We start from the raw sequence: 26,940 nt of genomic DNA on the forward strand, positions 1-26,940 counted from the left end.
AAGGTTGGTCCAACCACCAACGGAATGTCGGTCGCTTCCGACAGAGTCGGCTCAGGCCTCCCAGGTCTTGGGCTCGATGACCTCCTTGCCACCCACATAGGAGCGCATGGCCTCAGGGATGACGATGGAGCCGTCGGCGTTCTGGTGGTTCTCCAGGATGGCGACCAACCAACGGGTGGTGGCCAGGGTCCCATTCAGGGTGCTGACAGGACGGGTAGAGCCATCCTCCAGCCGCTCGCGTTCGTTGAGGCGGCGGGCCTGGTACTCGGTGCAGTTGGAGGTTGACGTCAGCTCGCGGTAGCGACCCTGGGTGGGCACCCAGGCCTCGCAGTCGAACTTGCGCGCAGCCGAGGATCCCAGGTCTCCTGCAGCGGTGTCGATGATCCGATAGGGCACGTCCACCTTGGCCAACATCTCCTGCTCCATGGCCAACAGCTGCTGGTGCTGGTCGCGGGAGTCCTCCTGCTTGCAGTAGACGAACATCTCCACCTTGTCGAACTGGTGGACGCGAATAATGCCCATGGTGTCCTTGCCGGCGGAGCCAGCCTCTCGCCGGTAGCAGCTGGACCAGCCGCAGTAGCGCAGCGGCCCCTTGCTCAGATCCAGAATCTCGTCCTCGTGCATGCCGGCCAGGGAGACCTCCGATGTACCCACCAGATACTGGTCGTCAGGCTCACGTAGACGATAGATCTCGTCGGCATGGGCATTCAGGAAGCCGGTGCCGGCCATGACTTCAGGACGGACCAAGGTGGGCGTAATGGTAGGAATGAAACCATGCTCCATGGCCTGATCCACGGCCATGGTCAGCATGGCGATCTCCAGCCGGGCCACATCCCCGCGCAGGAAGTAGAAGCGGGATCCGGAGACTTTGACGCCCCTGCGCATGTCGATACCGGCCACGCCCACACCCAGGTCCAAATGGTTCTTGGGCTCAAAGCCCTCCTTGGCGAAGTCGCGCGGAGTGCCGACCTTCTTGACCACCACGTAGTCATCCTCGCCACCCTCGGGGGCCTCGGGCTCCACTACGTTGCTGAACTTCCACATGAGATCGGTGTACCTGGAGTTGGCCTCATCGGAGGCTGCCTTGCAGGCGTTCACCTTGTCCGACAGGCTCTTGGTCCGGGCCAGAAGGTCGGCTTTCTCATCAGGAGAGGCCGAGCCCATGCGCTTACCGAGCGACTTCTGCTCGGCCCTGTAGCTCTCGTAATCCTGGAGTGCAGCCCTGCGCTCGCTGTCCGCCTTCAGCACTTCGTCGACGAGTTCGACCGATTCGCCGCGTTTGCGCTGTGATTCACGGACAACATCCGGATGTTCCTGAATGAACCTGATATCTAACATATCTGAATTCTATGACTTTCAGGGGACACGAAAACCGGCCCCGCACACCTCTTTCCGAGCCTTATGACCTCTGCCGCAACCGGCCTGGCCACCGCCGACCAGTCAGGAAGAGCAACCACGGCGAGAAGGCGAGCGGGAGCCATCCGTCCCTTATATATATGCGCCTGCCCCGCATCACTTGCCAAATACAGTCCTGCGGAACCGTTTACCGGTGGGAGTGCCCGCCAGCCCGCCGATGCCGGTCTCCCTCAGTGATGAGGGCATGCTCTCGCCTATGGACTTCATGGCTGCGATGACCTCATCGGGCGGGATCCTGCTGACGCCGCCCGATAAGGCGATGTCAGCAGCAATCAAAGCGTTGGCGGTTCCGATGGCGTTGCGATTTACGCAAGGCACCTCCACCAGGCCAGCCACGGGATCACAGACAAGGCCCAGCAGATTGCTCATGGCTATGGCAAAAGCCTGGGCACAGGCATCAGGATCGCCCCCTGCGCCCTCAACCGCTGCAGCGGCAGCCATGCCGGATGCGCTGCCCACCTCGGCCTGACAGCCGCCTGTAGCTCCGGAGATCATCGCCTTGTTGGCCGTAACCAGTCCAAAAGCCCCTGCAGTGAACAGGCAGCGGATCAGTCCATCGTCATCCAGTCCCAACCGATTTTTGAGCACGGTGAGTACTCCAGGCAGGGTGCCCGAGGAGCCGGCAGTAGGCGTCGCGCAGATGATGCCCATGGCCGCGTTGACCTCATTGGTAGCCATAGCGGCCTCAACGGCCTGCAGGATGGCATCGCCGCTCAGGCTGGTCCGCGTCTTCCGGTAATGCTCCAGCAGGGCCGCCTGACCACCACTCAGCCCAGTCTTGGAGAACACGCCATCGCCCTGGGATCCCCTGGCCACGGCGGCCTGCATGACCTGCAGGTTCTTGGCCATTCTTGCCCAGATATGTTCTCGGGTCTGATGCGAACGCCGCACCTCCTCGTCGATGGCCACTTCAGATATCGACGAGCCGCGCTCTTCGGCCATACTCACAAGTTCAGCGATTGAAGTGAACATGCGCCATGCCTCCTAGTCGATATAAATCATCCGGGACGAGTGACCCGCGATTTGCTTCTGCTGTTGCGCGGACAGCGGATTGTCCAAATCGAACTCGTACACCGCCATGCCAGCAGGACCATCGGGTTCATACCTGGTCTGCTTGGTCACGCCCTCCTCCCGAAGCAGATCGCGTATGCGCTCCAATCGCCGACCGGCGTCGTTTGCGGATTCATCCAGTTCCACCAGCAGGATGGGTAGAAGCCCTGGAGGAGTGATCAGGCAGCCGTCCAAGTTGATACGCCGCACTTCAATGGTCCCGCCCCCGATGGAACAAGCCGCATAGATCACCCGACCGGCTGGTCCCTGGAGGTCCAGGACGGCGGTGTTCGGGTGGTCGATGGGGCTGGGTTCGTCCTCCTCATGGAAGGTCAGCTCCATGCCCTGCCTGCGGGCGATGCCAATGGCATCAGGCACCCGGGGGTCGTCCGGGGCAAAACCCAGCAGGCCGCTGATGATGGCATAGTCGGTACCGTGGCCGCTGTGCGTGCGAGCGAAGGAATCATAATAATGAATATCAGCACGGCTCGGAACACCTCCGGCAAGGATGTGCCCAACCCGGCCGATGGCCACGGCCCCAGCTGTATGAGAGCTGGAGGGTCCAATCATGATGGGACCTATGATGTCGAACACGCTCTTGTACTTGTCCATGACTGCCTCCTCTCCCCATACCCCCTGGCTTTCCCAGACTTCCCGCGTACGAAGCCGTTGCAGCTCCAGACCGAGGGGACCACATGGACCGAGTGCAATCATAACTTTGCAGTTTTCATAACTCAATCAGCTCATACTGTCAGCGTGATTGCTGTAGAGAGTTCGTTCACGTCGGACACACCCAGATGTATCGGGTCGGCACGGCGCGCAAAATAGAGTCATGCCAATTCCAGCGGTCGTCATCCTCGCCATCCTGGCAGCGGCGGCCATTGTCGTCACTGCGGTGGTGCTGATTGTCCGCGCCCAAAGACGGCATAAGTTCGCCATGCAAATCCTGGCCCGGGACGATGACCAGCTCAGCTACGCTTTCGTCATCAACCCCTCCAAACCCCAGGCCGCCGCCGCCCGCGAGCGCATCCAGCAATACTGCCGGGACAAGGGCATCCGCGAATTCAGCTTCATAGAAACCCAGCTGGACCGGGATGGGAAAGCCTGTGCCCGCATGGCGCTGGAGCGTGGGGCAAACGTAGTCGTTGCCGTGGGCGGGGACGGAACCGTACGCACTGTAGCCAGCGCCATGGCCTCCAGCGACCATGTCATGGGCATCATTCCCATCGGGACCGGAAACCTCTTCGCCCGCAACATGGGCATTCCCGTAGGCGATCTGGACGCCGCCCTGGCCGTGGCCACCTCGCACGGGTCCACCCAGGTGGATGTGGGCCGCATGGCTCTGCTCGACGCAGACGGTCAGGAGCAAGGCCATGGTCATGCATTCCTGATCATCGCCGGCATCGGCTTCGACGCCCTGATGATTGACGACACCGACCCCAACCTGAAAAAGACGGTCAGCTGGCTGGCCTACTTCATCAGTGGCGCCAAGCATCTGTTCGCCCCCAAATACACGGCTGACATCTCCATCACCAGGCCCGACCAGGTCACACAGACCAACACCTCAGTGACCTTCCGCACTTTCATGGCCGGCAACTGCGGGGAGATTCCAGGATTCTCCCTGATGCCCGACGCCTCCTACGATGATGGCATCCTGGACTTCGAGATCATCGACACCTCCGCCGGCCTAATCGGCTGGGCCAACCTCTTCGGTGATGTGATGCATCAGACCATCACCCGCAAATCCAGCCAGAGCCCCCTGTCGACCAACTCCACGATCGTCCAGCTGCAGGGAACCAAGGCGGAGATCCGCCTGGAGAAGCCCGCCCTGGCCCAGGTGGACGGCGACATTCTGGGCGAGACCTGCCACATCGCACTCAGCGTGGAGCGCCAAGCCTTGGACGTGCGTGTGCCCCAGTCCGACTGAGACCGAAGTAGCCTGTCGCCCCTCCGGCCGTTTTTCATGCCGGGGTGGCATGATGGGAGCCATGACAGCACAGAATGCGGGCAAACCTGCCAGCCCAGAAGATCTGATCAACGTCGACGATCTGATCGGCAGGTACTACGATCTCGTCCCCGACCCTTCCAACCCCTCCCAGCGCGTATCCTTCGGCACCTCCGGGCATCGAGGCTCCGCCCTGACCACCTCCTTCAACGAGGCCCACATCGTGGCCATCAGCCAGGCCATAGCCGAACAGCGGACCAGGAACGGGGTCACGGGACCGCTTTACCTGGGCCGCGACACACACGCCCTCTCCCTGCCCGCCTGGAAGACGGCCATCGAGGTCCTGACCGCAAACGGGGTACGGGTGCGCATTGACGCCAATGATGACTACACTCCCACTCCCACCGTGTCCCAGGCCATCCTGACACACAACCGGGCGGCCGACGGCACCCAGCGCTTCTCCGGCAAGGACCTGGCTGACGGCATTGTGGTCACCCCCTCACACAACCCGCCCACCGACGGCGGATTCAAGTATGACCCGCCCACAGGCGGTCCTGCTCCGGCCGAAACCACCAACGCCATAGCGCAACGGGCCAATGAGCTTCTGGGCGACTACAGGCAGATCAAGCGAATCCCCTTCGAGGATGCCATCAAATCCGACCTGGTGGAGCGCTTCGACTACCGGGAACACTACGTGGCCGACCTGGGCAATGTCATCGACTTCGACCTGATCAGATCCTCAGGGGTCCGTCTGGGCATTGATCCGTTGGGTGGCGCCTCGGTCAACTACTGGCCGCTGATCAATGAAAAGTACGGCCTGAACATCGGCGTCGTCAACCCAGAGGTGGATCCGACCTGGCGGTTCATGACCATCGACCACGATGGAAAGATCCGCATGGATCCCAGCTCCCCGTATGCCATGAAGGGGCTGGTGGATCGCCTCAACGCCGGAGCCTGGGACTCCTACGACCTGGTGGGCGGCACCGATCCGGATGCCGACCGACATGGCATCGTCTGCCCGGGAACCGGCGTCATGAATCCCAACCATTACATCGCCGTCTGCGTGGAATACCTCTTCTCCGGGAACCGACCCGGTTGGCCCCAGGGCGCCGGCATCGGCAAAACCCTGGTCTCCTCCTCCCTGATCGACCGCGTGGCTGCCTCCATCGGTGCCAGGCTGATCGAGGTGCCTGTGGGCTTCAAGTGGTTCGTCGACCCCCTCTTCAAGGGCGAGGTGGCCTTCGGCGGCGAGGAGAGCTCCGGGATGAGCTTCCTGCGCCGGGACGGCCGTGTCTGGACGACCGACAAGGACGGGCTGATCCCCGACCTTCTGGCTGCCGAAATCACAGCCAAGACCGGGAAAAACCCGGCACAGCTCCACCAGGAGCAGGTGGAGCGCTTCGGCCAAAGCTGGTACAAGCGGGTGGACACCCCGACCACCTTGGAGCAGAAGCAGAAGTTCGCCCAGCTGAACGGCGACGATGTGACGGCCTCCACCCTGGCCGGCGAACCCATCACTGCCAAACTGACCGAGGCACCGGGCAATGGGGCCAAAATCGGCGGCATCAAGGTGACCACCCGGAACAACTGGTTCGCTGCCCGCCCCTCCGGCACCGAGAACATCTACAAGGTCTACGCCGAATCCTTCGTTTCCCCTGAGGCCCTGGACCAGGTTCTGGACGACGCCGACCAGGTGGTCGCCAAGGCCCTGGGCTGAACCGCAGACAAGACCGCCCGTCTTCCTCCCCCCGCATCGGTCATCACTGGCGCGGGGGTTCTCTATTTTCTCGCTTAGACTGAAACCATGACCAATGACACGAATCTGGTCGTCTCCACCGACGGCAGCGCACTGAGCAATCCCAATGGCCCCATGGGCTGGGCCTGGGCCGATCATGAGGGCGGCGACGCGGATGCGGGCGGCGCCAGCAACGGTACCAATCAAATCGGCGAACTCTGCGCTGTGCTCCAGGCCCTGCGCGCCCACCCAGGCGAGCGCCCTCTGGTCATCGAAACCGATTCCCAATACGCCATCAACTGCTCCACCACCTGGGTGCCCGGGTGGAAGAAGAAGGGGTGGAAGAACTCCCAGGGCAAGCCGGTCAAGAACCGCCCTCTTATCGAAGCAATCGACCGGGAGATCCAAGCGCGGACGGGATCGGTCAGGTTTGTCTGGGTCAAGGGCCACGCGGGCAACACCTTCAACGAGAAAGTGGACACCCTGGCCCGCGGCTACGCCACAGCTGCAGGCAAGGGCGACCGGGAAGGCTGTCTGCCCATCGAGGGCTGGCGTTCGCTGCTGGCCTCCCCCTATGCCCAGGGCACACGGGTGCCGCCCGCAGTCAAGGCTGAGCTGGACGGAGGACCGCAAGTTCTGAACGAGCTGGGTCGAAAGAAGACTCGCCTGAACCAGGAGGAGCAGAAGGACCTGGCCGAAACCGCCGTCGAGTCCGAGGCTGTGGATCCCGAGCAGGCCGAATCTGTGGCAGCAACAGCTGACGCAGGCAATGGCGCACCCGACCATGGCATAGCCGATGGTCAGGAAGACGAACCCGTATCGGCGCTCAAGGACACCTCGGACGCCGATACAGCTGACCAGGAGACCAAGAACTCCGGAGCTCGGGGACTGAGAGCCAGCGGCCGCATCCGCATCACGCCACCCCCGTCCGGCAGCAGCATGTTCACCGGGCAGGACCTGCATATCATCGGCAGCATCGATATAGATGCGGACATCGACCCTGACGGCTACGTGGCCATCCAGGAGGCGCCTTTCCGCCTGCATGCCATCGAAGTGGAGGATTGAGCGGTTCCTGGACCGTCAGGGGCCATCGTCTACACTGGAGTGAACCTGAACCAACAAGACCCGCAGATATCAGCGGTTGAGCGCATGCGGGCATGAAGGAGCGTGTATGGACAAGACCGAGCAGGACAGACTGAAGAAGGCCGCCGGCATCGAAGCAGCCAAGCTGGTCGAGAATGGCATGACCGCCGGACTGGGCACCGGATCCACGGTCCGGTTCTTCGTGGATGAACTGGGACGGCGAGTCAAGGAAGAGGGCTTAGAGTTCACCGGCGTGACCACCTCCCGGCGGACCAAGGAGCAGGCTGAGGGCTATGGAATCCGCATTGTCGACATCGACCAGGTGGATCACATCGATGTCACCATCGACGGGGCCGATGAGGTCGACAAGGACTTCAACGGCATCAAGGGCGGCGGCGCAGCCCTGCTCTGGGAGAAGATCGTGGCCGTCAACTCCCGAAGGATCGTCTGGATTGTGGACGAGTCCAAGGTGGTCGACACCATCGGCCGCTTCCCGCTGCCAGTGGAGGTCATCCCCTTCGGCGAGCGCCACGTCCTTGATCGTTTCAAGGAGCGCGGCTATAACCCCGTACTGCGGCTGGACGGCCAGGGGCAGCCTGTTCTGACCGACGAGCACAACCACATCATCGATTTGCATCTGGATCGGATCGAGCACCCGCAGGATCTGGCCCAGGACCTGATCACAACCGTGGGTGTCGTGGAACACGGACTCTTCCTCAACATGGTCGACACGGTCATCGTGGGCGACCCCAACGGGCCCCGGGTCATGACCAACGCCAACAAGTGATCATCCGCGAACATCTTGCCTCTCGGCTGGAAACATCCGGCTGGCCACGATGACCAGCGATGATATGAACATGAAGCCCCCCGCGTCCATTCGATGCGGGGGGCTTCGTTGGCCCTGATGGGCCATAAGTCATAAAGCTACTTGCGCTGGTGACGAGTCTTGCGCAGCAGTTTGCGGTGCTTCTTCTTGCTCATCCGCTTGCGGCGCTTCTTGATGACAGAACCCATCCGAGCCTCCGATCCTTAGTTACCTGGAAGTGTCCAACTTGCTTATCGTACACCGCTTGCGGGACGACTAAAGCGGGAAGGCCTTGTAAAAAGCCTCCAGAGCAGTCCGCTGGCCCTGGGCACGGAAGACCACGGTATCATTCTGCCAAATGACCAGCGCCTTGTGCTCGTCGTCGCCATCCGCCTTTTCCAGATAGGATCCGGTGACCGTGCCGCCGCTGCGAACATTGCCCGAGGCCAGCTCCTTGCCGGACATGCCCGTGGACTGGCTGTCGTAGAGTGCCTTGGCATCCTCGCTCCTGGACCACTGAGCCAGGTGAAGGGTCACATCCCCGCCCGACCTGCCTGTGGAGTAGACCAGGTTGTACTCCTCGATAGGTGTACGGGTGCTCCACTCACTGTCAGGATCCGCCTTGACGCGGGCGAACTCGCCCACCGTATCGGGCATGGCCTTGAGCAGCTCGGAAGCCGAATCGGGCAGAGGAACCGCCTTGGCCTTGGGACTGCTGGCTTGCGAAGGCTGTGAAGATGCGGAGGCCGAAGCCTGAGCGACGGGCTCTTGGCTGCGCACCGCCCAGTGAGGCCAGACGAAGGCCGATAGGAGCACCAGGACCACCACCGCCGCCAGGGCGATGACCAGACCGATCCGTCGACGGCGCTGCTTGGCGTGCGCGGAGGAGTCAGAGGAAGAGGTCAGGGGTGCAGAAGGATTGTCAGCCATGTCTCCATTCTCTCATGGGCAGGGTGTCGGCACTGCGAAGATGCCGTAAAAGCCCAGTTCCTCGTCCCTGAATCCCGATAGCGTGCAGGTATGGCCAAGACGACGACGCAATACGTGTGCACGGAGTGCGGATGGACCGGCGGCAAGTGGTTCGGACGCTGCCCGGAATGCGGCCAGTGGGGAACCATCGAGGAATTCCACGAAGCCCGTGTCGTAGGTGCAGGTGGGGGTTTGTCCTCCTCCGGCGGCAGCCATACGGCACCTGCGCCCCCGAAGAACGGCATGGCCCGACCCATCACCCGGATAGGTACGGACCAGGTAAAGCGCATCCCCACAGGATTCGAGGAGTTCGACCGGGTCCTGGGCGGGGGCATCGTACCCGGGTCGGTCATCCTCTTGGCCGGCGAGCCAGGCATAGGCAAGTCCACCCTCCTGTTGGAGACCGCCGGCCGCGTGGCCGACCGTGGCGGCGAAAAAGGCAAGGTGCTCTACGTATCCGGTGAGGAGTCCCAGGCCCAGGTACGGATGCGGGCCAGTCGGGTGGGAGCGCTCAAGGATTCACTGTTGCTGGCTTCGACGACCGACCTGGCCACGGTGCTGGGGCTGATCGAGCGTGAGAAGCCGGCACTGGCCATTGTGGACTCCGCCCAGACCATCGTCTCCAGCCAGGTTGACGGCATCTCCGGGGGCTCGACCCAGGTACGAGAGGTGGCCATCAGCCTGATCGACATGGCCAAATCGCACGACATCCCCATCCTCCTGGTCGGCCATGTGACCAAGGACGGCTCCATCGCCGGGCCGCGGACCCTGGAGCATCTGGTCGATGTGGTCTGCCAGTTCGAGGGCGACTCCCAGACCGCCCTGCGCCTGCTGAGAGCCGTCAAGAACCGTTTCGGCCCCACCGACGAGGTGGGCTGTTTCGACATGGGCGAGCAGGGCATTGAAGAGGTCAGCGACCCCACAGGGCTCTTCCTGTCCACGGCCGGGCAGGAGGTGGAGGGCACCTGTGTGACCTTCACTTTGGACGGCCACCGCAGCCTGCCCATTGAGATTCAGGCCCTGGTTACTTCATCTGTTCTGCCCACACCCAGACGCAACACCAACGGAATCGACGCCAACCGTCTGGCCATGCTGGCCGCGGTGCTCTACCGTCACGGCCGCGTCAACCTGCTGACACGGGACCTGTATGTGTCCACCATTGCCGGCGGGCTGGCCAAGGAACCCGGATGTGACCTGGCCATCGTGGCCGCGCTGGCCAGTGCAGCCAAGTCCCGGCCCATCCTGCGCACGACCTGTGCCATGGGCGAGATTTCGCTGACCGGGCAGGTCAGGCCCGTGCCTCAGCTCAATCACCGGCTGCAGGAGGCCGCTCGGCTGGGATTCACCCGGGCGCTGGTCCCGCCCGACCGGCATTCAGGAGGCCGAAAGCCCATTCCGGGACTGGAAGTGGTCGAGGTCACCTATCTGGCCGAGGCCCTGGAAGCCCTGGGACTGGTCTGAACCCGGTGGCCGCTGGTCCCCTACCGCACCCTATGGCACCCACCTGCCGACTCGTTAACCTGCCGGACTAGGATGGAGTCGCCGGAAGACCGACACCCATCATCATCGCGAGGAGCAGATCAGCATGACCATCTTCACCAGGAAAACCATACGCAGGCTGACGGCGGCCGCACTCACGACAGTCACGCTCATGGCCGGCGCGGCCTGTGGCTCCTCATCGAGCAACGGCGGGCAGTCAGCTACCAAACAGGACATCACCCAGCAGACCATCAAACCCGGCACCCTGACCATTGCCACCGGAGACCCGGCCTACGCCCCCTACGTGCAGGACAACAAGCCCGAATCCGGCAAGGGCTACGAGGCGGCCGTGGCCTATGCAGTGGCAGAGAAAATGGGCTTCGACAAGGCGCACGTCACTTGGACCCGGACCACCTTTGACGCCGCCATCGCCCCGGGGAGCAAGGACTACGACCTGAACATCCAGCAGTTCTCCATCACCCCGGAACGTCGACAGGCTGTGGACTTCACTCCCAGCTACTACAACTCCACCCAGTCGCTGGTGGTCAGGAACAACTCCCAGTACGCCTCCGCCACCTCCCTTGCCCAAATCAAGGACGCCAAGATAGGAGCCATGGTCGGCTCCACCTCCTACGAGATGGCCCACAAGCTGGTCAAGCCTGACATCGACACCTTCAACGACGACGTGGCCTCGTCCCAGGCCTTGGACGCCAATCAGATCGACGCGCTTGTCGTGGACACCCCCTCAGCCGTGACCATGGTCGATTCCGGGCAGGTCAAGAACGCCAAGATCCTCGGGCAGATCAAGGGCTCGCAGGACCCGGAGGGCATGGGCATAGTCCTACCCAAGGGCTCCAAGCTGACCCCGGCTGCTTCCAAGGCTGTCACCGCCCTGAAGAAGGATGGGACCTTGGACAAGCTGCAGAAGCAGTGGCTGCACGTCTACACCTCCCTGCCCACCCTGGGCTGAGAGAAGAAAGGAAACCTTGTCGTTCATGGCCACCTCGGCACAGGACGCGGTCAGCGATATCCAACGGGAACGGGAACGCTACGGCCGTCGACAGAATCTGCGCTCAGTGGGGATCAGCATCGCCAGCACGCTTGTACTGGCCCTGCTGATCGCCCTGGGGCTGCACGCCTCACCTGGCTGGCCCCGAGTCAAGCAGTCGTTTTTCTCCGGCGCCTACTTCGCCCAAGCCTTTCCCAAGGTCCTCCAGGGGCTTTGGCTCAATCTGGAGGTCCTTTTCTTCGCGGTCATCGGCGTGGCCATCCTAGGCACCCTCTTGGCCATGATCCGCACCAGCCGAAACCCGCTGCTATTTCCCCTACGGGTGCTGGCCCAGGTCTACACCACGATCATGAGGGGGATCCCCATGATCGTGGTCCTCTACCTGATCGGCTTCGGCATCCCTGGACTGGCCATCTTCAACCGGATTCCGGCAGCCCTGCTGGGCACTGTAGCAGTCATCCTCTCCTATTCGGCCTACATCGCCGAGGTGCTGCGGGCCGGCTTCCAGGATGTAGGCCCCTCCCAGAGGGCGTCTGCACGCTCCCTGGGCTTGACCTCGGGACAGACCATGCGTTTGGTGGTCATCCCCCAGGCCCTGCGCAAGGTGGCTCCGGCACTGATGAACGACTTCATCTCCATGCAGAAAGACGTGGGGCTGATCTCGGTTCTGGGAGCTGTTGACGCGGTCAGGGCGGCCCAGATCATTGTGGCCACCTCCTACAACTTCACCCCCTACGTGGTGGCCTCGGTGCTCTTCATCGCCACATCGGTCCCCTTCATTCTTCTCAACGACTGGTATTCCAACCGACTGCGCAAGCGCGAACAGAGCGGAGGCATGGTATGAGCGAACAGGCAGGCACCGATCAGAACCAGCCGGTGCTCCGTCTGGAGGATGTGCGCAAGACCTACCCCGGAGGCAACCAGGTCCTTCGCGGCATCTCCATGACCATCATGCCTCATGAGACCGTGGCCCTTCTGGGCCCATCCGGGTCGGGCAAGTCCACCCTGATGAAGTGCATCAACCTGCTGGAGACCGTCAACGACGGCAGGATCTGGCTGGGCGGCACCGACATCACCGATCCCAGGATCAACCAGGATGCCTGCCGGGCCAGAATCGGCGTGGTCTTCCAGCAGTTCAACCTCTTCCCCCACATGAACGTTCTGAAAAACGTGACCCTGGGAGCCATCAAGGTCCACGGCATGCCCAAGGACCAGGCCAAGGAGCGGGCCCTGGATCTGTTGGATCGGATTGGCATGAGAAAGAAGGCCGGTGCCTACCCCGACCAGCTCTCCGGCGGTCAGCAACAGCGGGTGGCCATCGTCCGAGCCCTGATGACCGACCCGGAACTGCTCCTGTTGGATGAGATCACCTCAGCCCTGGACCCCATGCTGGTGGGCGAGGTACTGGCCATGGTCTCGGAGCTGACCGCCGGAGGCACCACTATCCTCATGGCCACCCACGAAATGAGTTTCGCGCATCACGCAGCCAACCGGGTGGTTCTCCTGCTGGACGGAGTCATCGCTGAGAACGGAACTCCGCAAGAGGTCATGGACGAGTCGCAGAATCCGCGCACCAGGGAGTTCTTCAGCCACTTCCGGGGACTGTGAGCTCCCAAGCACCTTCAGCTTTCAGTTGGCGGAGAACACCCTTCCTGCAGCCTTGGTCAGCTCCAAGGTGCGATTGGCATCCAGGGCCAGCTGTCGTTTGAGGGGTTCCTCGCCTGCATACCGCTTCTGGCCACGCAGACGGCTGAGGAACTCCACCCGGACACGATGACCATACAGGTCCACCCAATCCGGCCGGACGGCATTGGCCTCCAGGATTCTCGGCACCCGCTCCCCCGGGGCCAGGAAGGTCTCCTTGGTGCCGATGGAGATGGCGGCAGGCATCCGCCAGGGCGAACCCTGAGCCAGCCGACCCTCCCGGCCCTCCGGCGTCGCCATCGGATCCGTAGGCAGTCCCAGGTCGACCAGCCAGCCTGCATAGACTCCATCAGCGGGCATCATCCCCTGACTGTCGGGAGCAAGGTTGGCAGTTGGAAATCCCAAACGGCGACCCCGCTGCTCCCCATGGACCACTGTGCCTTGGACCATGTGCGGCCGACCCAGAATATCCAGTGCCGCATCCACATCTCCATCCAGGATCAACTGCCGAAGATGCGAGCTGCTCCAGGCTCGTACCCGATGCCGCTCCAGGCCGTCAGCGTCATGCAGGGTGCAGTCGCCGGGACCCTGGTCGTCCACTACTTCCAGGTTGAACAGTCCAGTGTCCGCCAGATCACCAATGGCCTTGATGTCACCTACCCGCCCTGCACCCATCTGCGCATCGCGACCCAGGACCAGCGTCCGCATGGCCAGTTGCTCGGTAAGCTGCTTGAGGAAGAACCGATAGGACTTGGCTGCAAAGGTCAGCGTGTATCGCACCACCAGAACCTGATCCAGCCCCAGCTGGGCCATCAGTCGTAGGCGCTCCTCCAGAGGCATGATCTGATCAGGGTCATGGCGAATCAGGTCCAGGGACGGCTCAGTCATGTCATGGCTGTCGGCATAGCTATGGACCAGCTTGGGACTAGGGTCGAAGACCAGGGCCATAGGCCGGTCCTGTGCCTTGGCAGCGAGCTCCACCACTCGGCGCAGAAGGGCCTGATGACCCCGGTGCATACCGTCGAAGACACCGATGGTAATCACGCTGGACCGGGCCCCCAAGGTTCCCGGCCACCTGACAATGCCCGACTCATTCGGGCTGACCTGACTGACCTTCATCCGCTTCCCATCACCTAGTCATGGCGACCCCCGAACCCGGGCGCCGAAAATTCCTTAAGCACTGTATTCCCACCGTCGCACCCTGGCAAGACCCTGAGTTTAAACCCGAAACCGCACACTCAGGCCTCGGGGTGGAAGACCACATCCGGCTTGGCCCCGCCTCGTGAACCGGGCACTAGAATGGCAGCCAGCCGCTGCCTGTCCCCAGGTCCGGCCAGGGCGGCCGTGGGCCCGGTGACATGCAGATCCAAGAATCCTCCGTTGGCCACCCTGGCGGCCTGGTCGGCATTCAGGTTCAGGACAGGCATACTCATGCGTGCTGCCTGCTCAAGACTTAGGGAACCATCCAACATCCCCTGCCGGTCGCGGTCTGGGACCATACGACTGCGGACAACCGTCTGACCTTGTCGGTTCCGGTAGGTGTGCGGGACCACCTGACCGCCCAAAACCCTGGATGCCAGATTGGAATCCCCCAGATCGAATGGACCTACCCGAATCCTTCGTAGAGCGGTCAGGTAGCCGCCCAAATCCAGCCGCTCGCCCAGGTCGCGAGCCAGGGCCCTGATGTAGGTGCCGCTGGAGCAGGTCACCTCCACATCCGCATCGACCACCCTGACACCCTGGTCAGGCAGATCCACACGACGAAAGTCGAGCAGACGGAAGGATGCAATCCGAATGCGGCGGGGTTCCAGCCTGACCTCCTGGCCTGCGCGAGCCAGATCATAGGCCCGCCTGCCCCTGACCTTGATGGCGGAGAATACATCTGGCACCTGGTCGATCCAGCCGGTGAAGCAACGATCAATCAGGTCCTGCAGACCCTGGGCTGTCAGCTCGTCCACCCTCTGCACAACTCCAGGACGGGCCGGCAGCAATTCCCCGTCCGCATCGTCCGTGGTGGTACCCAGTCCCAGGCGCATGGTGGCCCGGTAGGTTTTGTCATGGCCGACGATGACCGTCAGCAACCGCGTAGCCTGGCCGAATCCAAGGACCAGCAGGCCGGTGGCCATGGGATCCAGGGTCCCGGCATGGCCTACGCGACGCATGCCGAGGCCAGAACGGACGGCGGCCACCACGTCATGGCTAGTCACACCGCTCGGCTTGTCAACAAGGATGATGCCCGAGGTCGGTTCACCATGACCAGAATCCATCACGTCCGACGACTCAGCGGTCGGCTTCATCCGCATCCTCTGCCGCAGGTTCATCAGGGACGGAGTCCGACCCACCGGTCTCTTCTTCGTCGTCATGCCTATATGGATCGGGGTCACCGGCATAGCTGGCATTGACCCGGGCCTTGGCCATGGCCTCGTCTCTGTGACGGGCCGCAGTCAACACATCCTCAATCTCGGTAGCCTCGGCAGGCACCTCATCGTAGATGAAGCGCAGCGTAGGCGTCAGTCGCAGACCGGCCCGGGCGCCGACCAGGGTGCGAAGCCTGCCTGAGGCCTGCCGCAGGGCCTGCTGGGCCCGCTTGCGCTCACCGGCCTCGTGTCCGGACCGACCCAGCTGGGTCCAGTAGATCTTGGCTATCTGCAGGTCGTTGGTGACCCGAACCTCAGTGACGGTGACCCCTGCCAGGCGCTTGTCGTGCATCTGGGACTCCAGCGCAGAGGCCACAACCCGTTGTATCAGGGCTGCTATGCGTACAGCGCGGGGATTTCCAGCCATCATGATTCCTTTCTCAAACCGTCCATAACCAATCGTCTCATTCATGGACATCCGCCCCGGCCAGGGAGTACCCAGACCGGGGCGGATCACCACAGACCCTCCGACATGTGGTCGGATGGTCGACAGGCCCTACTTGCGTTCCACTTCCCGCATCTCGTAGGTCTCGATGATGTCGCCCACCTCGATGTCGTTGAAGGAGCCCAGGTTGATGCCAGCCTCGTATCCTTCGGATACCTCGTTGACGTCGTCCTTGAACCGGCGCAGGGAGGAAATCTCCAGGTCGTTGATGGTGACCACCCCGTTGCGGGCGATGCGAGCCTTGGTGCCCCGCTTGACGGTGCCATCCTGGACCATGACGCCAGCGATGTTGCCGAACTTGGAGGAGCGGAAGATCTCGCGGATCTCGGAGTGGGAGGTGGTGACCTCCTCGTACTCCGGCTTAAGCATGCCCTTGAGCGCAGCCTCGATGTCCTCGATGGCATTGTAGATGACCGAGTAGTACTTGATCTCCACGCCCTCGCGGTCGGCCAGATCCTGAACCTGTCTGTTGGGCCGGACATTGAAACCGATGATGACGGCCTTGTCGACCGTAGCCAGGTTGACGTCGTTCTGGGTGATGGCGCCCACGCCCCGGTGGATGACCTGGATCCCGACCTCGTCGGAGACCTCGATCTTCATCAGGGAGTCTTCCAGGGCCTCGACCGAGCCGGAGGAGTCGCCCTTGATGACGATGTTGAGCATGTCCACCTCGGACTTGGCGAACTGCTCCTTCAAGCTCTCCAAGGAGACCACCTTGCGGCGCTTGGCCAGCTGTGCGGCGCGGGCCGAAGCCTCGCGCTTCTCGGCAATCTGACGGGCTGTGCGGTCGTCGGGTGCGACCAGGAAGAGGTCACCGGCGGTAGGCACCGAGGTAAGGCCCAGCACCTGGACAGGCGTGGAAGGACCGGCAGCGTCCATCTGCCGACCGTTCTCGTCCAGCATGGCACGTACACGGCCATAGGCCGATCCAGCCACAATGGCATCGCCTACATGCAGGGTTCCCTGCTGGACCAACACAGTGGCCACAGCTCCACGGCCCTTGTCCAGGCGGGCCTCGACCGTGGCACCGCGAGCGTCCATGTCGGGGTTGGCCCGAAGGTCAAGATCTGCATCGGCAGTCAGCAGGACGGCCTCCAGGAGCTTGTCCACGTTGGTACCCAGCTTGGCGGAGATGTCGACGAACATAGTGTCGCCGCCGTACTCTTCGGATACCAGTCCGAACTCGGTCAGCTGACCACGTACCTTCTGGGGATTGGCTCCCTCGACATCAATCTTGTTGACAGCCACCACGATGGGCACATGTGCGGCCTGTGCATGGTTGATGGCCTCCACGGTCTGCGGCATGACGCCGTCGTCCGCGGCCACCACCAGGACAGCCACATCAGTCAGCTCGGCACCACGGGCACGCATGGCCGTAAAGGCCTCGTGGCCAGGGGTGTCCAGGAAGGTGATCTTGCGATCCTCCCCATCCAGGGTGACCGTGGCCTGGTAGGCCCCGATGCGCTGGGTGATGCCGCCAGCCTCCTGGGTGGTCGTGTTGGTCTTGCGGATGGTGTCCAGCAGCCGGGTCTTACCATGGTCGACATGGCCCATGACCGTAACCACCGGAGGCCTGGGCTGCAGGTTCTTGTCGTCCTGGTCCTCACGTTCTTCGTCCAGGTTGATGTCGAACTGCTGAAGGAGCTCCTTGTCCTCCTCCTCAGCGGAGACGATGCGGATCTTCCATCCAATCTCGTCGCCCAGAATCTGGAAAGTGGCCTCATCCAGGGACTGGGTGGCCGTAGCCATCTCGCCCAGGTGGAAGAGCACCGTGACCAGGGCGGCAGGGTTGACGTTGATCTTGTCGGCCAGGTCGGCCAGGGTTGCGCCCTGACGCAGCTTGACGGTACGTCCATTGCCTGCGGGGATGCGCACACCGCCGATGACGGGTGCCTTCATCTCCTGGAATTCATGCCTCTTGGCCATCCGATTCTTGCGGGCCTTGGAGGACTTACCTCCCTGGCGACCGAATGCTCCAGCAGCACCGCCGCGACCACGACCACCACGGCCGGAACCGCCACGGAAGCCACCCGAAGGCGCCGACGAAGCACCGCCGAAACGGCTGCCGCCGCCCTGATGGGTCTGCTGGCCTGGACGGCTATGGCCCCACTGCCCTGGACGGGCGCCCTGCCCGGGGCGACCGCCACGACCGTTGCGGAATCCGCCCCGGCCCCTGCGGGAGTCGTTGACGGTGGGCCTGGCCATAGGATGCGGCCTGGGGATATCCGAAGGCATGGGGGCCTTCATCCCCTGCTTTCGGCTGAAAGGATTATTGCCCGGACGGGGCGTGGATGCTCCCGGCCGTGCGCCATGACGTGCCGCCGCAGCGTTGGAACCACCAGGACGACCGTTGTTGCGCGAGCCCTGGGGGCCGGGCCTGCCCATGGCTGAAGGCTTGGGTCCACGGGACTGGTTGCGCTGCTCATGCTCGTTGCGATTACCCTGGGATGCACCGGGCTTGGGGAAGTGGCCACCGTGACGCTGCTGACCCCGTGGCGCCTCGCCGTCGGCCGAGGACCGATGATTCTGTCCGGGCTTGGGCCCAGGTGTTGGCGGCTGGGTGCCGCCGGACTGCGCACGGCCATGCTGACCCTGGCCGCTTCCGTGATTAGGGCTACCGGGGCGGGCATTTCGCGCAGCGGCCTGCCCAGCGTCGCTTTGTCCCTTCTGGGGGAAAGCGTTCTTGAGTCGACGAACCACAGGGGCCTCGACAGTGGAGGATGCGGACTTGACGAATTCGCCCATGTCCTTCAATTTCGCCAGAACAGTCTTGCTGTCTACGCCAAATTCCTTGGCCAGCTCATACACGCGTGCTTTGGGCACTTACTTTCTCCTTACCGGACCGCGCATATGACCGGCGCGATCACTCTTTCATGACGGCGAACATATCCTGTCTCATCGTGCGACCATGATCGTGTTACCTCGTCTCTGTGCCGGGGCCGACGGCATGAACCTCCGGACTCGGGATACCGGGTCCAGCATACTCGCGTCGTCGGATGTTTGCTCTCAGGCGTCTTCACCAGCAGCCGAAGCCGATTGCGCCTGCAGTTCACGTAGTTTTTGCTGGTGGGCCTCCTCGGACTCGATGCCAATCTTCCATCCGGTCAGCTTGGCGGCAAGACGGGCGTTCTGGCCCTCTTTACCAATGGCCAGGGAGAGCTGGGCATCCTTGATGAAGGCAATGGCCGTGCGGTTGGGCTCGCTGACGATCTGCACCTGACGGACCACGGCCGGGGACAGGGCCGCAGCCACGAATTCGGCGGGGTCCTTGGACCAGTCCACGATGTCGATCTTCTCAGGTCCCAGGTTCTCCATGACGGCACGAACGCGAGCACCCGCCGGGCCGATCAGCGCGCCCTTGGGATTGACCCCCTTGGTGTTGGCACGAACCGCGATCTTGGTTCTGGCACCGGCCTCACGGGCAATGGCCATGATGGAGACTGCACCAGAGACCAGCTCGGGCACCTCCCGCTCAAAGAGGCGGCGAACCAGCTCCGGGTGGGAACGCGACACGATGATTTCCGGCCCCTTGAGCCCACGGGAGACATTGACCACGTAGACACGGATCCGCTGGCCGTGCTGGTAATGCTCTCCAGGCACCTGCTCACGCCGGGGCAAAATGGCCTCGACATTATCTACGGCCACATGCACGTTGCCGGGATCGCTGGCATCCTGCTGCACGACTCCGGTGATCAGATGGCCCTTTTGGCCCGAGAAAGCTCCGAAGACTCGCTCATCGTCGGCCTGGCGGAAGAGCTGACGGATGACCTGGCGGGCTGTGGAAGCCGCCAGCCTATCGAAGTCCTTCGGTGTGTCGTCGTATTCCTCGCCCAGATCATACCCCGGTTCGGGCTCTTCGGGGGTGGGTTCACGAGCGATCTCGTCCTGTGCCCAGATGGTAAAAGTCCCCGCACGTTCGTCCAGCTCCACACGTGCGTGTTTGGCTGCATGAGGCGACTTCTGGTAGGCCAGAAGAAGAGCCTCGCTCAGTGCTTGATCCAAGGTCTCGGCATCAATCCCTTGTTCGTGTGCCAGCTGATGAATTTCAGCCAGGTCCAGTTCCATGTCAAGACCTCCTATGAAGTTATTCAGACCGTGCTTCTTTTAGTCTGCAATGCCTACTATTCTAACCTTTCATGCAGACACAGCCGGTTCCTGAATACCACGGGTGGGCGAGTCGTCGGCCAACGATCCTGGCACGACGAATGAGGGCCGGTATCGCAGTTCTTCTGCTGGCTGCCACCATCTCAGGATGCGCACCCTCAGCGGTGCATGTCAGCCAGCACGACCCCGACAATCTCCGTCCCACAGCATGTGAGCAGGCATGGACGCGAGCCCGGCAGTCAGAACAGCTTCAGAGGGATCAGGCAAATAGCCGGGCCCAGGCCTGGATCCAAGCGGCCCGTGAGTGCCCTGCCCGCTTGGACGAAGCCACGGTACACGCAGCCCAGGCTTTGACGGCCTCCCAGGGCGGACAGGCCAATCGCCAAACGGCTACATTGAGGCTGGTTCAGGCTGCACAGCAGTTGGATCCACTGGCCAAGGCACTGCCGGTCGAATTGGCCGATCAGGCCATCATAGGCGAAGACCGTTCAGGATTCGAACTTTCGGTGCTCGCAGCACGCAAGACGGATGCCGCGTGGATGCTCACCCTGGCCGATGCACACACTGCAGCCGCACAGATTCTGGTCGGTCGCGCCAAGCACGATCCCCGGCAGGGGGTCTATTCTACCACTGATCTACTGGCGCACCCTCGAAAAGTCCACCGACCCCGCCAACCGGAATACAGACCCCTACCCCTGCCCTGATCGAGATGGATACGGCACGGACCCTACTGGCCGTGGGGAGAAAACTGAACGGCTCCTCAGGCGCCATACGAACCGATGCCAGTCAGAACGAGAAAAGCCACCGGCAGGCCACATCGGCCCTGGTCGACATGATCGTAGCCCACATGTCCATGGCCATGAACCTCGGCTACCCGGCCACTTCGTCAGCCCTGCTACAGGTGCCAAAGCACTGACGTCCAGGACGGACCAACCACCGGCAGGTTCCACTAGTAGCGTTCGCACGTCTCCTCATCCGCATATGCGAGCAACCCTTGCCCATTCATGCCCAAAACCTGGTCAATCATGAAGCGCAATCATCAAGCACAGCACATTAACTATTGCTTACCGCAGATTTCACGAAACCTTACGAGTGGCGCCAAAGTTTCAGACGGTGCTAATATAGAACGTGTTCCACAGGAGTATTCCACAGGAACGCAGGGGGGTATGAACCCGTGCAATGTAGGAGGCGAGCCGGTGTGACCACCACATCGCCTTCTGCATTGGACGGTCTTTTCATTTGCTGAGTATCGCTGCTCATGGTCATGCCAAACTAGGTAGTCAAAGATTGCATACGGAAAACCAATCACATCTGACATCCATGAACCAAACGGGTGCCATTCTCTCGGTCACTCCGCAAAAAGTCGGTCTTCTATGGACCGCATATCAGCAGCAATTATGAAACCTGATACTCCAAGTGTGCCACTAAACCGTGAAAGGCAGCAACAGGGTAAAACGTAAAAGGCCCCGACCATCGGGCCGGGGTCGATAAGGGCGGTTGAGGCGAGATTCGAACTCGCGGAGGGAGTTGCCCTCACACGCTTTCGAGGCGTGCTCCTTAGACCGCTCGGACACTCAACCATAGTCGTTGCCCGACACTGCCGAACAACAACTTTTCTATTATGCCACAGAGTCCCTACCTGGCAAGCGGCGTGGCGCAGCCAACGGCCACTGTGAACAACCAGGGAATCACAGTGTCCGGCGTGCTCGGATGGCCTGCGCCCGCTCAGCAAGCTGGTCATCAGGCGGGTAGGCCACATGCTCCAGGGTCAACCCTCGAGCATCTATAGGACCAGTGGAACCTTCACGCAGGGGGTGGGCCACCTTGTCGGCAAACCATTGCACGGAGCGTCGCCCCTGGCCCACCTGGATGCAGGCCGCAACCAGTGAGCGGACCATGTTATGCGCAAAAGCATCGGCTACAATCCGAAAGACGGTCAGCCCGGACTCCATAAAGGTCGGAAGGTATCCGACGGCATCCTGTCCCTGAGCAGCCTCGCACAGATTCACAGTGGGAACCAGGTCCCAGTGTGCTGCCAGGACCTTGCGGATGGTCGTGCCGCCAGGGTTTGGCCTGGCAAAGGATCCGAAGTCATGCAGACCGATACACTTCGCTGCGGCCTCGTTCATAGCTTGCAGATCCAGGCTCCCCTCCAGGTCCAGCACATAGCCCCGCATGCGCGGATCTCCTGGCTGACCCCCCTGGCTGACCCGATACAGGTAGGTACGTTCCAGGGCAGAGAAGCGGGCATCGAAACCTGTAGGGGCCAATCCGAGACCGAGCAGAACGATGTCGGCAGGCAACAGGTGCCGGAGGCGGCGTTCCAGGGCCAAAACACCATCGACCCCCATATGTCCCCTGCAGGATTCGAGCACAGCGACGGGAACGTCCAAGTGTGCCACTTGGTGAGATGCGTGGACCCCAGTGTCTGTCCTTCCAGCCACGACCAGTCTGGGTTCCCAGTCGGCTTGGCGATAGGAAACCTCACCATTCGATCTGCGGGCTCCGGTAATCAGAGACAGAGCATGCTCGATGCAACCCTGGACCGTGCGTAGCCCGGGCTGCCGGGCCCAACCATGGAAGCCGCCGCCGTCGTAGGCCAGGTCCATACGCAGCCTGACAAGGGACATCTTCCCTTTCTGATCCTCCATCACGACCTCCCTGGCAGCAATGACAAACGGGGCCGGAGAGCCATGCTCCCCGACCCCGTCACCAGATACACAAGGACCGATTACTCGGCAGCCTTCTCGGCATCCTCAGCCACGTCGGCATCTTCCTGAGCCTGGGCTTCAGCCTGATCAGCCTTGTCAGCGGTCTGCTCCAGATCCTCGGCCGCCTGGTCGGCCTGGGCCACGTCCTGATCGGACTCGTTGGCCTCAACGGCCTGGTCGACGGCATCCTTGGCAGCGCCTTCGGCGACAGCGGCATCGGTGGCTGCTGCCACCTCGGCGTTGTCGTCCTTGGCAGCCACCTTCGCCGCGGACTCAGCTTCCTTGACGACGGCCTTCTTGGCCGACAGGGGCTCGGTGACCAGCTCGATTACGGCCTGCGGAGAGTTGTCTCCGCGGCGGGGTGCAATCTTGGTGATGCGGGTGTAGCCACCCTCACGCTGCTGCATCTGCTCGGCAATCTGCGTGAACAGGATATGAACCACAGACTTGTCGCGGATGACGCGCATAACGCGGCGGCGGGCGGGCAGATCCCCGCGCTTGGCGAAGGTGATCAGCCGCTCAGCGAGCGGACGCAGGCGCTTGGCCTTGGGCAGTGTGGTCGTGATACGGCCGTTGGCGAAGAGGCTGGTGGCCATGTTGGCCAGCATCAACCGCTCGTGGGCCGGGCTGGAGGCCAGACGTGGGCCCTTGCTAGGTTTTGGCATTGGATTATCTCCTTACGGCCCGGGAGGACAGGTGGGCATACGCCCGAACATCCGACTTCCCGGAATTTCTGTCGGCAGACGACGGAACCCTTCCCCCTCGTCCGCTCATACGAAGGCTGCTATCCTTCACTCGTCGTCAGGCGAGAAGAAGGTGCCTCCCTCGAGATTATTGGTGTCGAAGCCCAGCGGGGAGGCCTTCAGCGACAGCCCCATGCCCTCAAGCTTCTCCTTGACCTCGTCGATGGACTTCATGCCGAAGTTACGGATGTCCAGCAGATCCTGCTCGGTATGCGAGACCAGTTCGCCGATGGTGTGGATTCCTTCGCGCTTGAGGCAGTTGTAGGAACGCTGCGTCAGGTTCAGGTCCTCAATCGGCACGGACATCTGCGGATCGGCCTCTTCCACCACAGGCTCGGGTCCGACCTCCACGCCTTCGGCCTGGGTGTTGAGCTCACGGCAGAGGCCGAAGAGCTCGACCAGGGTCGACCCAGCTGATGCCACCGCGTCACGCGGCGAGATGGCAGGCTTGGTCTCCACATCCAGAATCAGCTTGTCGAAATCCGTGCGCTGCTCGACACGGGTGGCCTCGACCTTGTAGCTGACCTTGAGCACAGGAGAGTAAATGGAATCGACCGGGATGCGGCCAATCTCATCGTTGTCCTGCTTGTTGAGCTGGGCCTGGACGTATCCACGCCCACGCTCCACCGTAAACTCGATCTCCAGCTCGCCATCCTCAGCCAGGGTCGCAATATGCAGATCAGGATTGGCCACGGTGACGCCGGCCGGCGGGGTGATGTCCCCGGCGGTGGCCTCACCCTTGCCGCTCTTGCGCAAATACATGACCACAGGCTCGTCGTACTCGCTGGTCAGCACGATGCCTTTGATGTTGAGCAGGATCTCAGTGACGTCCTCCTCCACACCAGGCAGCGTGGTGAACTCGTGCAGGGCACCCGAAATGCGGACCGAGGTCACAGCCGCACCGGGTATGGAGCTCAGCAGGGTACGACGCAGGGAGTTGCCCAAGGTGTACCCGAATCCGGGCTCCAAGGGCTCGATGGTGAAACGGGAGCGCTGGGCATTGACGACTTCTTCAGTAAGAGTCGGACGCTGTGCAATAAGCACTGTTGCTATCCTTTCAGCTCCGACCGGTGGTGCACTCACCGATCTTCGCGGGTGGATTCATGGGTTTTCTAGTGCTCAGACGCGACGGCGCTTGGGAGGACGAACGCCATTGTGTGCCTGGGGGGTCACATCGGAGATGGAACCGACCTCCAGGCCTGCGGACTGCAGGGAGCGGATGGCGGTCTCACGGCCCGAACCCGGGCCCTTGACGAAGACATCCACCTTCTTGACCCCATGCTCCATGGCCTTGCGGGCTGCGGATTCGGCGGCCATGCCCGCAGCGTAAGGAGTGGACTTGCGGGAGCCCTTGAAGCCTACGTCGCCGCCTGAAGCCCAGGCCACTACAGCACCGGAAGGATCGGTGATGGAGATGATGGTGTTGTTGAATGTTGACTTGATATGCGCCTGCCCGACCGGAACCGACTTGCGATCCCGACGACGAGGCTTGCGCGCGGCCTGCTTTGCTGCTGCCATTGATCCTCGTTTCCTTGTCACGAATAACGAATAACTAATTGCTAGTGCGAACCATCGGGGACCCTCATCCCCGCTTCGCATTCGGCCTTACTTGGTCGCCTTCTTCTTTCCGGCGACGGTGCGCTTGGGTCCCTTGCGGGTGCGGGCGTTGGTCTTGGTCCGCTGGCCGCGCACGGGCAGGCCCCGGCGGTGGCGCTGGCCCTGATAGCAGTTGATTTGGATCTTACGGCGAATATCAGCGTCGATCTCACGACGCAGATCACCCTCGATCTTGTAGTTTCCCTCGAGGTAATCACGCAGCGTAATGAGCTGCTCGTCCGTGAGATCCTTGACGCGGGTGTCCGGATTCACTCCGGTCGCGGCAAGTGTTTCCTTGGCGCGAGTACGCCCCACACCGAAGATATAGGTGAGGGCTATCTCTATGCGCTTCTCGTTGGGGATGTCGACTCCGGCAAGACGTGCCATTGCGATTCCTTTTTGTTCTACGCAGGTCGTGCACCGAGTCTTCCGGTCTCCCGGCCCGGGCCTGCGCACCCGGGGTTCAGCCTGCTGGCTGTGACTCAGCGCCTTTGGTGTTCGTTGCCGCTGGGAATCCGCTCAGCCCTGGCGCTGCTTGTGGCGTGGGTTTTTGCAGATCACCATGACGCGGCCGTGACGACGAATCACGCGGCAGTTCTCGCAGATTCTCTTCACACTAGGGCTGACCTTCATGGTTTTCCTTTGCTTGTGTACCTTGTTACTTATACCGGTACGTAATCCGTCCGCGGTTCAGATCATAGGGACTCATTTCGAGCACCACCCGATCCTGGGGCAGAATGCGGATGTAATTCTTGCGCATCTTGCCGGAAATGGTGGCCAGCACCAGGTGCTTGTTCTCGAGCTCGACGCGGAACATCGCATTCGGGAGGGCCTCGACCACACGCCCTTCCACCTCGATCACACCATCTTTTGCCATAAGCCTTCTATCCGATCCTCGGCCGGTTACACAGCGCGCCGAAAGACACGCCAAATGGCAAGTATAGCATTGATGGACCCAAAATTGGGCAATAGCGTGTTGACACGACAAAAGGGCCGTCTGAACGGCTGTCGCTCAATCAGTATAGCAGTCGTTCAGACGGTCCGATAAGGACCAGAATCCCTCAGTCCTCGATGGCGATGTTCTGCGTGTTGTCAGCCGGCTCAATGCTGGTCTTGGGCAGGGTCACCTCCAGGGTGCCGTTGGCATAGTGGGCATGAATGTCCTCCTGACGGACCTTGTCGCCCACATAGAAGCTGCGGGAGCAGGACCCGGTGTAGCGCTCACGCCGAATCCACCGTCCCTGGTCGTCCTTGTCGCCCTGGTCACCGTTCTTCTGGGCGGAGACAATCAGGTAGCCATCCTCCAGACGCAAGCCAATGTCCTTCTTGTCGAAGCCGGGCATATCGATGGAGAGCTGGTACTGCCCATCCTTCTCACGTACATCCGTGTTCATCAAGGGGCTGTTCAGCGCGTTCTTGGCGCCCTGACCCTGCCGACGCCCGTCACGCCAGTTGTTGAAGAAGGGATCGTCGAAGAAGTCACCGAAAATCGAGTTGTTCATCAATGCGGGAAACATAGCCATAATCACATCTCCTGATTCTGTAAGTCATAGTTTCTGCGGACCGGAACCCCAGGCGGACATCCTGACCTGTCTTCCCGGGATCCCTGCCCTTCACTTTGTCCAAACCGCGGACCCCGGGTTCCATGCCCGATGTTCACCCAAGGAATAAAAGTTGAGTCATATAGACTCAACTTTGCTGGCTGCTTTGATTGCTCGTTCTCTCACTCTTCGGGCCTTGAATGACCATATGTCAGACATTACGGACCAAAATTCTTGTGACGTAACTT

The 26,940-nt window shown here is 61.9% G+C and carries 27 protein-coding genes, 1 tRNA gene and 2 pseudogenes; 10 read left to right on the forward strand and 20 right to left on the reverse strand.

What is annotated here, in order from left to right:
- Window positions 1–51: 51 nt before the first annotated feature.
- The 3 genes from serS to P272_RS0102700 form a co-directional block, all read right to left on the reverse strand.
- The gene (serS, locus tag P272_RS0102690; protein WP_029678034.1) at window positions 52–1,338 is read right to left on the reverse strand and encodes a serine--tRNA ligase; all 1,287 of its coding nucleotides are present in this window, start codon (window positions 1,336–1,338) and stop codon (window positions 52–54) included.
- Window positions 1,339–1,512: 174 nt separating this feature from the next.
- Complete coding sequence (gene sdaAA, locus P272_RS0102695; protein ID WP_029678035.1) at window positions 1,513–2,388, reverse strand: L-serine ammonia-lyase, iron-sulfur-dependent, subunit alpha; 876 nt, start codon at window positions 2,386–2,388, stop codon at window positions 1,513–1,515.
- A 12-nt stretch (window positions 2,389–2,400) separates the two neighbouring features.
- Window positions 2,401–3,078 (reverse strand): serine dehydratase beta chain, encoded by a 678-nt coding sequence (locus P272_RS0102700; protein WP_029678036.1) that lies wholly within the window; start codon window positions 3,076–3,078, stop codon window positions 2,401–2,403.
- A 220-nt stretch (window positions 3,079–3,298) separates the two neighbouring features.
- Here P272_RS0102700 and P272_RS0102705 point away from each other — a divergent pair, with 220 nt between their 5' ends.
- The 4 genes from P272_RS0102705 to rpiA all read left to right on the forward strand — a co-directional run bounded on the left by P272_RS0102705 (window position 3,299) and on the right by rpiA (window position 8,016).
- Window positions 3,299–4,393 (forward strand): diacylglycerol/lipid kinase family protein, encoded by a 1,095-nt coding sequence (locus tag P272_RS0102705; protein WP_029678037.1) that lies wholly within the window; start codon window positions 3,299–3,301, stop codon window positions 4,391–4,393.
- Window positions 4,394–4,454: 61 nt separating this feature from the next.
- Window positions 4,455–6,128, forward strand: coding sequence for a phosphoglucomutase (alpha-D-glucose-1,6-bisphosphate-dependent) (gene pgm / locus P272_RS0102710; protein WP_029678038.1), 1,674 nt, complete (start codon window positions 4,455–4,457; stop codon window positions 6,126–6,128).
- 87 nt (window positions 6,129–6,215) lie between these two features.
- Window positions 6,216–7,211 (forward strand): ribonuclease H family protein, encoded by a 996-nt coding sequence (locus tag P272_RS0102715; protein ID WP_029678039.1) that lies wholly within the window; start codon window positions 6,216–6,218, stop codon window positions 7,209–7,211.
- A 106-nt stretch (window positions 7,212–7,317) separates the two neighbouring features.
- On the forward strand, window positions 7,318–8,016 hold the full coding sequence (rpiA, locus tag P272_RS0102720; RefSeq protein WP_029678040.1) for a ribose-5-phosphate isomerase RpiA: 699 nt from the start codon (window positions 7,318–7,320) through the stop codon (window positions 8,014–8,016).
- Between the two features lie 137 nt (window positions 8,017–8,153).
- On the opposite strand, the gene P272_RS09060 is transcribed toward rpiA, so the two are convergent.
- Window positions 8,154–8,243, reverse strand: a complete 90-nt coding sequence (locus tag P272_RS09060; RefSeq protein WP_004268639.1) for a 30S ribosomal protein bS22 — start codon at window positions 8,241–8,243, stop codon at window positions 8,154–8,156.
- Window positions 8,244–8,310: 67 nt separating this feature from the next.
- Window positions 8,311–8,964 carry a hypothetical protein gene (locus P272_RS0102730; RefSeq protein ID WP_029678041.1) on the reverse strand — a complete coding sequence of 218 codons (654 nt, stop codon included), beginning with the start codon at window positions 8,962–8,964 and terminating at the stop codon, window positions 8,311–8,313.
- Between the two features lie 90 nt (window positions 8,965–9,054).
- Here P272_RS0102730 and radA point away from each other — a divergent pair, with 90 nt between their 5' ends.
- From radA to P272_RS0102750, 4 genes are all read left to right on the forward strand, one after another.
- Window positions 9,055–10,464 (forward strand): DNA repair protein RadA, encoded by a 1,410-nt coding sequence (radA, locus tag P272_RS0102735; RefSeq protein WP_029678042.1) that lies wholly within the window; start codon window positions 9,055–9,057, stop codon window positions 10,462–10,464.
- Window positions 10,465–10,588: 124 nt separating this feature from the next.
- Window positions 10,589–11,452 carry an ABC transporter substrate-binding protein gene (locus P272_RS0102740; RefSeq protein ID WP_029678043.1) on the forward strand — a complete coding sequence of 288 codons (864 nt, stop codon included), beginning with the start codon at window positions 10,589–10,591 and terminating at the stop codon, window positions 11,450–11,452.
- Window positions 11,453–11,477: 25 nt separating this feature from the next.
- Entirely contained in the window at window positions 11,478–12,335 is an 858-nt protein-coding gene (locus P272_RS0102745; RefSeq protein WP_029678044.1) for an amino acid ABC transporter permease, read from the forward strand.
- On the forward strand, window positions 12,332–13,099 hold the full coding sequence (locus P272_RS0102750) for an amino acid ABC transporter ATP-binding protein (protein WP_029678045.1): 768 nt from the start codon (window positions 12,332–12,334) through the stop codon (window positions 13,097–13,099). The genes P272_RS0102745 and P272_RS0102750 overlap by 4 nt, the downstream gene beginning before the upstream one ends.
- A 21-nt stretch (window positions 13,100–13,120) precedes the next feature.
- On the opposite strand, the gene ribF is transcribed toward P272_RS0102750, so the two are convergent.
- The 6 genes and pseudogenes from ribF to nusA all read right to left on the reverse strand — a co-directional run bounded on the left by ribF (window position 13,121) and on the right by nusA (window position 20,062).
- Window positions 13,121–14,254: a bifunctional riboflavin kinase/FMN adenylyltransferase gene (gene ribF, locus P272_RS0102755; RefSeq protein WP_029678046.1), complete on the reverse strand. Its 1,134-nt coding sequence runs from the start codon at window positions 14,252–14,254 to the stop codon at window positions 13,121–13,123.
- A gap of 119 nt (window positions 14,255–14,373) precedes the next feature.
- The gene (gene truB / locus P272_RS0102760) at window positions 14,374–15,432 is read right to left on the reverse strand and encodes a tRNA pseudouridine(55) synthase TruB (protein ID WP_052323153.1); all 1,059 of its coding nucleotides are present in this window, start codon (window positions 15,430–15,432) and stop codon (window positions 14,374–14,376) included.
- Window positions 15,416–15,919 (reverse strand): 30S ribosome-binding factor RbfA, encoded by a 504-nt coding sequence (gene rbfA / locus P272_RS0102765; protein WP_029678048.1) that lies wholly within the window; start codon window positions 15,917–15,919, stop codon window positions 15,416–15,418. Before rbfA ends, truB begins: the two co-directional genes overlap by 17 nt.
- 129 nt (window positions 15,920–16,048) lie before the next feature.
- Window positions 16,049–18,301, reverse strand: a pseudogene (gene infB, locus P272_RS0102770) (translation initiation factor IF-2); the annotation flags it as partial.
- A 368-nt stretch (window positions 18,302–18,669) separates the two neighbouring features.
- Window positions 18,670–18,820 (reverse strand): annotated as a pseudogene (locus tag P272_RS09665) (translation initiation factor IF-2 N-terminal domain-containing protein); the annotation flags it as partial.
- A 183-nt stretch (window positions 18,821–19,003) separates the two neighbouring features.
- Window positions 19,004–20,062: a transcription termination factor NusA gene (gene nusA / locus P272_RS0102775; protein WP_029678050.1), complete on the reverse strand. Its 1,059-nt coding sequence runs from the start codon at window positions 20,060–20,062 to the stop codon at window positions 19,004–19,006.
- Window positions 20,063–20,202: 140 nt separating this feature from the next.
- Between nusA and P272_RS08845 the strand changes: the two genes are divergently transcribed.
- Complete coding sequence (locus tag P272_RS08845; RefSeq protein ID WP_029678051.1) at window positions 20,203–20,805, forward strand: hypothetical protein; 603 nt, start codon at window positions 20,203–20,205, stop codon at window positions 20,803–20,805.
- Window positions 20,806–20,810: 5 nt separating this feature from the next.
- On the forward strand, window positions 20,811–21,017 hold the full coding sequence (locus tag P272_RS08850) for a hypothetical protein (RefSeq protein ID WP_029678052.1): 207 nt from the start codon (window positions 20,811–20,813) through the stop codon (window positions 21,015–21,017).
- A 578-nt stretch (window positions 21,018–21,595) separates the two neighbouring features.
- Here P272_RS08850 and P272_RS0102790 read toward each other — a convergent pair.
- The 9 genes from P272_RS0102790 to P272_RS0102830 form a co-directional block, all read right to left on the reverse strand.
- Window positions 21,596–21,681, reverse strand: a tRNA-Ser gene (locus P272_RS0102790).
- A 108-nt stretch (window positions 21,682–21,789) separates the two neighbouring features.
- Window positions 21,790–22,731: a tRNA pseudouridine synthase A gene (locus tag P272_RS0102795; RefSeq protein WP_029678053.1), complete on the reverse strand. Its 942-nt coding sequence runs from the start codon at window positions 22,729–22,731 to the stop codon at window positions 21,790–21,792.
- 101 nt (window positions 22,732–22,832) lie between these two features.
- Window positions 22,833–23,477, reverse strand: a complete 645-nt coding sequence (rplQ, locus tag P272_RS0102800) for a 50S ribosomal protein L17 (protein ID WP_029678054.1) — start codon at window positions 23,475–23,477, stop codon at window positions 22,833–22,835.
- Window positions 23,478–23,603: 126 nt separating this feature from the next.
- On the reverse strand, window positions 23,604–24,599 hold the full coding sequence (locus P272_RS0102805) for a DNA-directed RNA polymerase subunit alpha (RefSeq protein WP_015022327.1): 996 nt from the start codon (window positions 24,597–24,599) through the stop codon (window positions 23,604–23,606).
- Window positions 24,600–24,674: 75 nt separating this feature from the next.
- Window positions 24,675–25,073: a 30S ribosomal protein S11 gene (gene rpsK, locus P272_RS0102810; RefSeq protein ID WP_015022328.1), complete on the reverse strand. Its 399-nt coding sequence runs from the start codon at window positions 25,071–25,073 to the stop codon at window positions 24,675–24,677.
- 87 nt (window positions 25,074–25,160) lie between these two features.
- Window positions 25,161–25,538: a 30S ribosomal protein S13 gene (gene rpsM, locus P272_RS0102815; protein WP_015022329.1), complete on the reverse strand. Its 378-nt coding sequence runs from the start codon at window positions 25,536–25,538 to the stop codon at window positions 25,161–25,163.
- Window positions 25,539–25,670: 132 nt separating this feature from the next.
- A complete protein-coding gene (gene rpmJ, locus P272_RS0102820) occupies window positions 25,671–25,784 on the reverse strand; it encodes a 50S ribosomal protein L36 (protein ID WP_015022330.1) in 114 nt (37 codons plus the stop codon).
- Window positions 25,785–25,809: 25 nt separating this feature from the next.
- Window positions 25,810–26,028 carry a translation initiation factor IF-1 gene (gene infA / locus P272_RS0102825; protein ID WP_015022331.1) on the reverse strand — a complete coding sequence of 73 codons (219 nt, stop codon included), beginning with the start codon at window positions 26,026–26,028 and terminating at the stop codon, window positions 25,810–25,812.
- A 184-nt stretch (window positions 26,029–26,212) separates the two neighbouring features.
- Entirely contained in the window at window positions 26,213–26,674 is a 462-nt protein-coding gene (locus P272_RS0102830) for an Hsp20/alpha crystallin family protein (RefSeq protein ID WP_029678055.1), read from the reverse strand.
- Window positions 26,675–26,940 lie beyond the last annotated feature (266 nt).

Source organism: Bifidobacterium sp. 7101 (assembly GCF_000499285.1).
GTDB lineage: Bacteria > Actinomycetota > Actinomycetes > Actinomycetales > Bifidobacteriaceae > Bombiscardovia > Bombiscardovia apis_A.